This is a genomic window from Rhodothermales bacterium (assembly GCA_013002345.1).
Classification (GTDB): domain Bacteria; phylum Bacteroidota; class Rhodothermia; order Rhodothermales; family JABDKH01; genus JABDKH01.
The window spans coordinates 1-7413 of sequence record JABDKH010000176.1 but is presented as its reverse complement, the minus strand read 5'-3'; the positions used below and the strand labels follow the sequence as shown (position 1 = coordinate 7413).

The 7413-nt window shown below is 58.1% G+C and carries 9 protein-coding genes; 8 read left to right on the top strand and 1 reads right to left on the bottom strand.

Annotated features, from left to right (window positions below; translation table 11 throughout):
- From HKN37_08840 to HKN37_08825, 4 genes are all read left to right on the top strand, one after another.
- On the top strand, positions 1–807 hold an 807-nt coding region (locus HKN37_08840; GenBank protein NNE46753.1), incomplete at its 5' end, for a CPBP family intramembrane metalloprotease.
- 42 nt (positions 808–849) lie between these two features.
- Positions 850–1710 carry a T9SS type A sorting domain-containing protein gene (locus HKN37_08835; protein ID NNE46752.1) on the top strand — a complete coding sequence of 287 codons (861 nt, stop codon included), beginning with the start codon at positions 850–852 and terminating at the stop codon, positions 1708–1710.
- Positions 1711–1793: 83 nt separating this feature from the next.
- Positions 1794–2264 (top strand): hypothetical protein, encoded by a 471-nt coding sequence (locus HKN37_08830; protein ID NNE46751.1) that lies wholly within the window; start codon positions 1794–1796, stop codon positions 2262–2264.
- A 27-nt stretch (positions 2265–2291) separates the two neighbouring features.
- The gene (locus HKN37_08825; protein NNE46750.1) at positions 2292–2864 is read left to right on the top strand and encodes an HD domain-containing protein; all 573 of its coding nucleotides are present in this window, start codon (positions 2292–2294) and stop codon (positions 2862–2864) included.
- 33 nt (positions 2865–2897) lie between these two features.
- On the opposite strand, the gene HKN37_08820 is transcribed toward HKN37_08825, so the two are convergent.
- Positions 2898–5231, bottom strand: a complete 2334-nt coding sequence (locus HKN37_08820; GenBank protein ID NNE46749.1) for a carbohydrate binding family 9 domain-containing protein — start codon at positions 5229–5231, stop codon at positions 2898–2900.
- A gap of 160 nt (positions 5232–5391) precedes the next feature.
- Between HKN37_08820 and HKN37_08815 the strand changes: the two genes are divergently transcribed.
- The 4 genes from HKN37_08815 to HKN37_08800 form a co-directional block, all read left to right on the top strand.
- Complete coding sequence (locus HKN37_08815) at positions 5392–6123, top strand: CPBP family intramembrane metalloprotease (protein NNE46748.1); 732 nt, start codon at positions 5392–5394, stop codon at positions 6121–6123.
- A gap of 32 nt (positions 6124–6155) precedes the next feature.
- Positions 6156–6686: an N-acetyltransferase gene (locus HKN37_08810; protein NNE46747.1), complete on the top strand. Its 531-nt coding sequence runs from the start codon at positions 6156–6158 to the stop codon at positions 6684–6686.
- A gap of 55 nt (positions 6687–6741) precedes the next feature.
- The gene (locus HKN37_08805; protein NNE46746.1) at positions 6742–7227 is read left to right on the top strand and encodes a GNAT family N-acetyltransferase; all 486 of its coding nucleotides are present in this window, start codon (positions 6742–6744) and stop codon (positions 7225–7227) included.
- On the top strand, positions 7224–7413 hold a 190-nt coding region (locus HKN37_08800), incomplete at its 3' end, for a chromosome condensation protein CrcB (protein ID NNE46745.1). The genes HKN37_08805 and HKN37_08800, both read left to right, overlap by 4 nt.

Genomic DNA, 7413 nt, shown 5'->3' with positions numbered 1-7413 from the left:
GCCGTCGTCATCGGATTCCTCGTCTTTGCGATTGCGGGCTCTCTCGTTTGGACCGCTTTTCTGATTTTTCTCCCGCCGCCATGGCCATTCCTCGCGATGGCCGTCGTACTTGTCGTGTACGTGCAGTACCTACGCGGACGTTGGTGGCCGGGCTCGACGGTGGAGTTCAAGAGTACCAACTTCCGCGCCACACGCATGCCGGTACGCGTCTGGATCTGGAGCCTGCTCGCAGCCGTGTTCGTTGTTTTGGTCGTCCAGTCCGGTCTGGTGGTGACCTTTCGAATTGTGGAGTTTCCGGCTGAGGCCTGGTCTCTCGGCTTCGACTTTGGCGGCACTGCGACCTGGGTTGCCTGGTCTTTTGTGGTCGTTGCTGCTGCTACTGCCGCGATCACGGAGGAAGTGGGCTTCCGAGGTTACATGCAGGTTCCTCTCGAGAACCGGTATGGACCGGGAGCCGCCATCACCATCGTCTCGGTCGTGTTTCTGCTCTCACACCTTCATCAGGCCTGGGCGCCGCTCGTGCTTGTTCACATCTTCGGAGTGAGTGTGCTGTGGGGAATCCTCGCGCGCGTATCCGGCTCGCTGATTCCGGGCATCATCAGTCATACGCTGGTCGATGTAGTCAACTTCTCATACTGGTGGACAGACATCGCGGGTCGGTTTGAAATGGAGACGATCGAGCGAACCGGAGTCGACCGTCATTTTGTTCTGTGGGTGCTGATCCTTTTGTTGTCGCTCATCGCATTCTGGCGGGCTTCGATTCGGACGCACGAGGCCGCCCAGTGGTCGAATGAAAGGATCGACTGAACGAGTTTCAGAGCCCTCACCGAGGCATGACAGGTCTCACGGATGGTCTACTCAAAGTTCACAGGTGTCGCCACCCAGGTTGCTCGTGGAGTCTTCATCCTGTGCATGATGTGCCGGCTGGTTCAGGCGCAGACTACAGAGCTGTCGTACTTCCCCTACAGTCCCGGGGACTCTGCCGTCTTCAATATCTCATATCCGGGTACTCACTCGGTTTGGGTCGGCGGCGAATTCAACAGTGGCGAGCATGACTACGTCATCGTGGAGGGAATACAGGGTCGACGGAGCCCCGACACAATGCGGGTTTCGAATAATCAGGTTATCCGGATTGAGAACGGGACCGAGTATGTCCTGTACGATTTTTCTTTACCGGACAGTTCTGTATACCACGTTAAGGAAGGTGCGTGGCCGGGTGCCGACACATTTCGAGTGACCATCGAACGCCGTTCTCAGGAGAACGTACCGGCCGGCACATTCGATGATTGTGTCAGGTTGCACTTCGACATCCCGCAGTACGTCGACGATGAATGGTCGTACTCTTTTTGTCGTGGCATTGGACTCGTGTGGCACGGCGGCGCGTGGGGCGGAGGCACGCTGGAATGGGCGTCCATTGGCGGCGTCGTGATCACTTCGAACGAGAGCGTACGAAGGCAGAATCAAGAGCCACAGCTGTACCCCAATCCGGCATCAGAGGTGGTTACATTTCTTTTCCCCGGGCGCGGGGAATCGAGCCGACATGTCAGAGTGTTCGACGTGCTGGGAAGGCAGCTTGAGAGTTATTCAATCGTGGCACGAGACGAATCGACCGTTGACGTCAACGTGACCGGTCTGTCGCCCGGCGTCTATGTCGCCAGAATTGAGGACGCGAAGGCTGCGTTCTCCAGGATGTTTATTGTGGTCAGGTAGTCAGCTCTACCACAATTCGTTGTTGAAGTGCCTCGTTATCTCGACATTGCGAGCGTCCAACCCATCTGCACAGGTATCGCCTGATGAAAAGGAAGACACTTCGTTGCTTTTCCGCCATCATTCTCGGACTTGGTATGGTTCAGCCGGCAGTCGGGCAGGTCAGAGATTCTCTGCGAAGTGACTTCGGCATCGAATTGCTTGGAAAGGCTGCGTTGTACAGTTTCTCTTACCAGCGAATGGTTTCGAAAACCATTGGATTTGAAGTCGGGTTCGCCGCACTCGGCGGAAGCGGGGCCTTTGCCGCCGCATTTCCTGTCGGCGTTCGAGCATACTTCTTGCCGAAGGACGGAACGCCGTTTGCCACCGCCGGAATCGTTCCCGTTACCGGCAGTTTCGACGATGGTCCCGCCGGAGGCGAACTGTTCGGGTATCTCGGAGTCGGCTTCGAGTACCGTGCACAGGGAGGGTTCGTTTTTCGCGGAACGCTTTACGGATTGATCGTCGAAGACGAGTACCTAATCTGGCCCGGACTGCACGTCGGTTATTCCTTCTAGAATCTATTGTCGAGCGCACGCGGGCACATGAAGAATTCAGAGCTACTCGGGACGCTGCAGTTTCTCCGCGATGCGGAACGACTGAAGGATCTAACGCGAACGGCATTCACGACCGAGGGTCGTCCGGAGAGCGTCGCTGCGCATACATGGCGACTCTGCCTCATGTCCGTCGTACTGGAAGAGCAGTTCCCGGAGGTCGACTTTGCACGACTGGTCAAGATGTGCATTATCCACGACCTGGGAGAGGCGATCGGCGGCGATATTCCCGCAATTGAGCAGAAACCCGGAGAAGACAAGAGCGCGAAGGAGCGAGAGGATCTCCTGCAACTTCTTCAACCTCTCCCGACTCACACCCGGGACCAGATAACGGAGCTTTGGGATGAGTACGAGGCGGCCAGCACGCCAGAGGCCAGGATCGCGAAAGCCCTCGACAAACTGGAGACCATTCTCCAGCATAACCAGGGGAAGAATCCGGAAGACTTCGACTACAACTTCAACCTGGACTACGGAAAGCAGTACACGAAGGGCGATCCGGTGATCGAGCAGATAAGGAGCATCCTCGATCGCGAAACGGAGATGCGTGCTGACAAGTCGCGCTGACGGCTGCGTTGTCCACGTCAGCCCGACCGCTGGTCAGATCCGAAACAGGTAGCTCACCTTCGCGAAGAAGCCGTCCGCAGTTCTGGACAGTTCTCGAAACCGCCGCTCACCCGGCTCGTCCATCGTTGCCCCGTAGCCGAAATACACCAGAGTGCCCGGTGTCGGCCGGTAGCTGAACAGCCAGTCGGTGCGGAATTCGTTTGACGTGTCGCCGGTGTCGCGAACGTTCTCTACGAATATTGCGTCGCCGCTTCTGTCGACGAGAGCTGAACGCGTTCGGGCCGTGTACTGCCCGATGAAGCGAACAAAGATCGACGGGGTGATCTGATATTCAACCTTGAGCCTGGGAATATTCTCCGTTGAGAACCGAGAGTCGTCCCTCGCCCTTGTGAGGGTACGCCGAACGAACTGCAGCGTAGCGCGGAGGGAATTCGTCGGTCGAACGTCAACAGTTGCCCGGATGCTTCGGCGCCGGCCTGGCGCGGCCTCGCGGAATATCGGTGTCTCACCAAACCCGAAGCTCGCAGTTGCCGTCAGGTACTGGTAGGTGGGTGAGGTGGCTCCCACAGATCCCGTCCACAGGTCCGTTTCCTTTGGGGGCACGGTGAAAGCCACGGGATCCATGGCCGGATCTGTTTCAACGGTATAGTTCAAATAGGCATCAGGCTCAAAGCTGAAGAAACTCCTTGAGAGCGATCCGCTTAGTCGCCACCCGCCGCGCAACGTGGCTGAGGGAAAGATGGATTCATCACCCTCTATTGTGCCGCCACTGATATCGTCGTAGCTCCACAGCCGTGAGATCCCAAAGAAGGCGCCATACGTTTCGATCAACGCGTCCTTCCGACCGTAGCCCGTGAGCCGGTTGAACGCACGCGTTGCAAATGTCCCGGTTCGGTTGACGAATCCGGCGGCTGCTTCGAAATCTGGAGCAATTGCCGTCACACTGTAATTGAAGCCCCAGTTGCGCCCGGTTCGGTCCCAGACGGCGCTCAACAGAGGACCATTCGACGGAGCGCCGCCCGCCTCGGTCCAGGATTGAACCGCCTGAAACTGAGCGAAATAGAGCTTTGAGTGCACGATGCGGAGATCGGCTCCTGCCAGCCGGGAGTAGCTGCCTCCGTCCTCACGAGTTGTCAATACACCACCAACGGTGGAGCTTCTGCCGATGTCACTCCTCAATCGGGCGATCGCGAACACGGGAGTGTCGTCGCCGGATTCGGAGTAGTCGCGACTCTCTGCCGCAAGAATCGTCGCGACGTTCAGGCGCCCCACCTTGCCTCCGAGCTTCAGGCCTGCCTCGGGATCAACAATTCGGCGCGTATAAATGAGTTGGCTTGGCGTATCGAACAGCTCCAGGCCGTCGAGAAAGAACGCGCGCTTCTCCGGATAGAACAATGCGAAACGCTCGTTCAGCACCACCTGCCCGACATCGGCCTCCACCTGCGAGAAGTCGGGGTTGATGGTGCCGGTAAGGGTGGCATTCTCTCGGATCCCCCATCGGACGTCTCCGCTCAATGATCCCCCGCTTGAGTATCCCCACGACCCGTCGTCCGCCCTGTCGCCGTCGAACCGCGCCGTCGACGAAGGTGTGATTTCCAGCACCAGCCCGCGCTTCATGTCCTGAAGTCCGCTGAGTGTGCCCGCCTGCGCAAGAAAGCTCGCGTTGGCTCGTACCGCTGGCGCCCAGCTGTCCTGAAAACCCGAATGCTGGACCCTTCTCAATACGTGGATTCCCCAATCCTGGACCGAGCCCTCCTGGTAGCGGAGACTCTTGAATGGTATTCGGACTTCTACCACGTAACCTCCGTCAACCAGACGGCCCTTGGAGAAAAAGTTGTAGTCGGGGTTGAGGTCGACGCTGCCATCCATGGGATTTATGTTGCCCGTGCCGCCGCCGGTTGCCGAGCTGCCGCCCGCGCCTCCACCGAACTGGTCGCTTCGCGTGCCATCGGCCTGTACCCCGAGCGCGTTCACGCTGAACAAAAAGGCAACACGCCGGTCGTTGTAGGTGTCCAGCAGAATCGAGACGTGATCCTCACTCGCGATATTGTCACGGTTTGCCTGCGTGGCCCGGACAATGTCACCGTGCATCTCGGTGGCGCGAATCCCGAAGTGGATGGCTTCCGGTGAGTACCATACGAGGACTTCCGTCGGATCCTCGGCCGGCCTGCCATCGACGGGCTGATACTGCGAAAAATCGGTCAGCCTTGCGGCCTGGCCCCATGCCGGTTCGTCGAGCACACCGTCGATTTCGGCTCCGGCTTCAAGTCTCGGAACGACGATATTGATCTGCCCCGAGCGCCCACTGTGGTCACCCGGTACCTGTTGGACGAGAAGGAGGCCGAGAATAATGGCGGAGATGTTCATCGGCACAAATTACGATGTCTGTTGCGTCGACGCACGGAGGACTCCGAATCAGCCGGATAACCTGACCCACAGGAGATGTCAGGGCCCCGACAATTCAGCCGCCGAAACCCGTCTTGTTACTGCACCGCAGGCCACGCCAGTTACCAGACGCACGGTGTGAGTGTTGGAAGACGCCACGACCTCCCAGGTCCGCAATCCGGCAGCGTGGCTTCTTGTCTACTTTGTTCTGTATCTCATCTATCTCTTCTTTCACCAGGAAGGTGAACTCGCGCACTGGGGTACCCTCGTCCTCATTCCGTTACTCGGACTCTGGTACACACGTCGTCGATCAGATCCAGAATTCGGTGCAAAGGCCACGCTCAAAAAGGTCGGACTCTTCTGGCCTCCACCCCGCCAGGGTATGGCGATTGCAGTAGTCCTGGTTCTCGCGCTACAGATCGTCCAATTAATGAATCGCCGTCAGAGAGCCGCTCTCGATCCGATCCTCAGTTCATCTCATGCAGTGTGGCTCGTACCAACCGCATTCCTCCTCATAATGGTGACGGCGGCGTTTACCGAAGAAGTCTTCTTCCGAGGATTGATCCAGCGCAGCGTGACCGAACGAACGGGTTCCAACACAGTGGGTGTACTCGTCGCGACGATCGCCTTCTCGTTGTACCACGTACCCTATGCCTATCTGAATGCAGCCTGGCCAAGTGCAGGGGATCTGGGACATGCTGTGCAGCTCGCGTTTGCGAACGGAGTGCCAGGTGGTGTTATTATTGGTCTGCTGTTTATCCGCTCTCGCTACAATCTTACTGCACCAATACTGGTACACGCCGCAGTGGACTGGATTCCGGCAACGATTGCGATTGCAGAGGCCTGGTTGCCGAGCCTGCAAGGTTCGGGCTGATTCCACCGAGATGTTGACGCCGTAGCCTCACCATGATTCGTACTCCCCCGGTCACAATTCGAAACGAAGAACCCGCAGACGCATCGGCGATCCGTGCGCTAAACAAAGTGGCTTTTGATGGACCTGATGAAGCCGATATCGTCGAAGCCATTCGCGAAGCATGTAGTTCCGCACTGTCGCTCGTTGCGGAGCAAGATGGTCGTGTCGTAGGGCACATCCTCTTCAGTCCGGCCACAGTGGTGTCGGTCGGTGGCGACGTAGTAGGAATGGGCCTGGCACCGATGGCGGTCGAATCCCGGTCACAGCGACAGGGGGTCGGTTCGAGTCTCGTCGAGACCGGACTGGAGCAATTGCGGAGGTCCGGATGTCCGTTCGTGATTGTGCTCGGCCATCCGGCATACTATCCGCGGTTCGGCTTTCGTCCGGCTTCCGAGTTTGGACTGATCTGCCAGTGGGCCGGAGTGCCGGACGAGGCGTTCATGGCAATCATTCTCGATGAGCGGAAGATGAGCGGAGTCGTGGGCGTGGCCAGGTACCGGGACGAATTTGACGAAGCGATGTAGACCCCGGGCATTCTGATGACAACGACACTTGAGCATGCGAGCTTGACTATTGACTATGAAACTCCTTGAGATCACATCCGACCGATTCCCCGACTGGCTGCAGCTTCGACAGAAACTGTTTGCGGATCTCGATCGTGACCACCATCGCGAGGAGATGGACTTGATCCATTCCTCACCTGAGGCGACAGCCTTTCTCGGTACTACAGAGGAAGGCGAGCACGTGGGATTGATGGAGGTGTCGCTGCGAAACTTCGTGGACGGCTGCCTCGGCGGCCCGGTGGGGTATGTCGAAGCCCTCTATCTTGAGCCGCCGTATCGAGGTAAGGGAGAGGGTCGCAACATGATCGACTTCGCGGCAGACTGGTTTCGTGCACGTGGTTGCCGTGACATGGCGGCCGATGCCGATCTCGAAAACGTACTGGCTCAGAAGTTCTTTTCGCACATAGGCTTCTCAGAGACATTTCGAATCGTACAATTCAAACGAACGCTCGAGAACGTTGACGTGACCCGATCGACCAACGAAGACGAGGATATCGGATGATTCAGAAGATCGCCTGGCTCGCTCTGGCGGGAGCGCTCGGCACTGTCGCCCGCTACGCCCTGGCCGGACTGGTCCAGAATCTCACCGGCGCTGCCTTTCCCTGGGGGACGGCGGCCGTCAACATCATCGGCTGCTTCTGGGCGGGACTCCTGTGGGCGCTGTTCGAGAATCGATGGACTGTATCCG

Coding starts and splice junctions, on each gene's coding strand:
- HKN37_08835 (NNE46752.1), top strand. CDS start 850: ATGGTCTACTCAAAGTTCACAGGTGTCGCCACCCAGGTTGCTCGTGGA.
- HKN37_08830 (NNE46751.1), top strand. CDS start 1,794: ATGAAAAGGAAGACACTTCGTTGCTTTTCCGCCATCATTCTCGGACTT.
- HKN37_08825 (NNE46750.1), top strand. CDS start 2,292: ATGAAGAATTCAGAGCTACTCGGGACGCTGCAGTTTCTCCGCGATGCG.
- HKN37_08820 (NNE46749.1), bottom strand. CDS start 5,231: ATGAACATCTCCGCCATTATTCTCGGCCTCCTTCTCGTCCAACAGGTA.
- HKN37_08810 (NNE46747.1), top strand. CDS start 6,156: ATGATTCGTACTCCCCCGGTCACAATTCGAAACGAAGAACCCGCAGAC.
- HKN37_08805 (NNE46746.1), top strand. CDS start 6,742: ATGAAACTCCTTGAGATCACATCCGACCGATTCCCCGACTGGCTGCAG.